This window comes from Antrihabitans auranticaus (genome assembly GCF_016481275.1).
Lineage (GTDB): Bacteria > Actinomycetota > Actinomycetes > Mycobacteriales > Mycobacteriaceae > Antrihabitans.
Map to the genome: position 1 here is coordinate 1 of NZ_JAEMNW010000023.1, position 1,595 is coordinate 1,595.

Here is a 1,595-nt window from a genome sequence, read left to right on the forward strand (position 1 = left end):
GATCAGCGATGTCGCGTTCTGCTTGCCCGCCGCGGATTGGTTAGCAAGGCTCTGAATGAAGGTCGTAAAGCTGCCGTTGGAGGGGTTCGCCGCGTACTGGAACCTGTCCGCATTTTTGTGGGCGAGGCGGTTGAACAACAGGTTATCCACGCGCCTGCGTGAATCGCTCGCCGAACAGGATAGCAAACTGGTTCATCGCTGATTTCCAGTCGAAGGCGGCCCGCACGGTCTTGGCCAGCACGTTGCGCAGCGCCAGCCAGAGCAGCTTGATCGCCGCCTCGTCATTGGGGAAGTGACCACGGGTCTTGATGATCTTGCGCAGTTGCATGTTCAGACTTTCAATGGCATTCGTTGTGTACACGACCCGTCGAATCTCCGGCGGAAACACGAAGAACGGTATGACGTGCTCCCAGGCGCGCTGCCACGATTGCACGATGGTCGGATATTTCTCGCCCCACGGGCCGTCGGCGAAGTCCTGTAACGCCTGCCTTGCCGCCTCTTCGCTAGCGGCTGCGTAGATCGGGCGCAGGGCTGTGGCGAGCGCCTTACGGTCCTTGTAGCTGGCGTACTCGAGGCTGTTGCGGATCAGATGCACGATGCAGGTCTGAACGGTTGTCCGCGGATAGGCTGCACTGATGGCCTCGGTCAGCCCCTTCAGGCCATCGACCACGGCGATCAGGATGTCCTGGCAGCCGCGCGTCTTGAGTTCGTTGAACACCTTGAGCCAGAACTTGGCGCCCTCGGTCTGCTCGATCCAGAGGCCCAGCACGTCGCGCTGGCCGTCGGCCTGGATGCCCAAGGCCAGATAGACGGCCTTGTTGCTGACCACGCCGTCGTCGCGGATCTTGACCCGCAGCGCATCGAAGAACACCACCGGGTACATTGGCTCGAGCGGGCGGTTCTGCCAGCTCAGCGCCTCGGCCATCACCTCGTCGGTGACCGAGCTGATGAAGTCGGGCGACACTTCGGTGCCGTAGTGCTCGGCCAGAAACCCTTGAATCTCGCGCACACTCATGCCGCGGGCGTACATCGCGATGATGCGTTCGTCGAAGCCGGTGAAGCGGCGCTCGTGCTTGGGAATCAGAATCGGCTCGAAGCTGCCGTCGCGATCGCGGGGGACTTCGACCCGAACCGGGCCACGATCGGTGATGACCGTCTTGCCGCTGGCGCCGTTGCGCTCGTTGGCTTGCCCGGTAGGCTTGGACTGGCCGGACGGGTAGCCCAAATGCAGATTCATCTCGGCGCCCATTGCGCGTTCGATGATCGCTTTGTTGAACGCCAGCATCAGATCCTGGACCTCGGTCGGCGTCATCGGCCCCTTGACCAGTTGGTCCAGCAGTTCCTTGGGCAACTCAGGCAGCGGCCCGCGGGCCGCTGCCTGACGCGCTACGGTTTGTCTTTTCTTCTTCATCGGCATATCCATGGCTTTTACACCTCATGATATGCCCCGCCCACAAAATGACGGATAGGTCCAAGTGCACAACGTCACCGCGCTTCAGGCTTGCGTAGTCGACTACCTGTCGACCTTTCCACAGCCACGCCTGAAACGGCTTGCACTCGATCACGACGCCGTTCTCATTGAGCGTCCACACAAG

Annotated in this window: 1 protein-coding gene; it reads right to left on the reverse strand. The window is 61.3% G+C overall.

Annotated elements, in window-relative coordinates; translation table 11 throughout:
- Positions 1-142: 142 nt before the first annotated feature.
- On the reverse strand, positions 143-1,417 hold the full coding sequence (locus JGU72_RS30475; protein ID WP_371295762.1) for an IS256 family transposase: 1,275 nt from the start codon (positions 1,415-1,417) through the stop codon (positions 143-145).
- Positions 1,418-1,595: the final 178 nt, after the last annotated feature.

Excerpts from the sequence above, each read along its gene's own strand:
- JGU72_RS30475 (WP_371295762.1), bottom strand. The coding sequence starts at position 1,417 with ATGCCGATGAAGAAGAAAAGACAAACCGTAGCGCGTCAGGCAGCGGCC.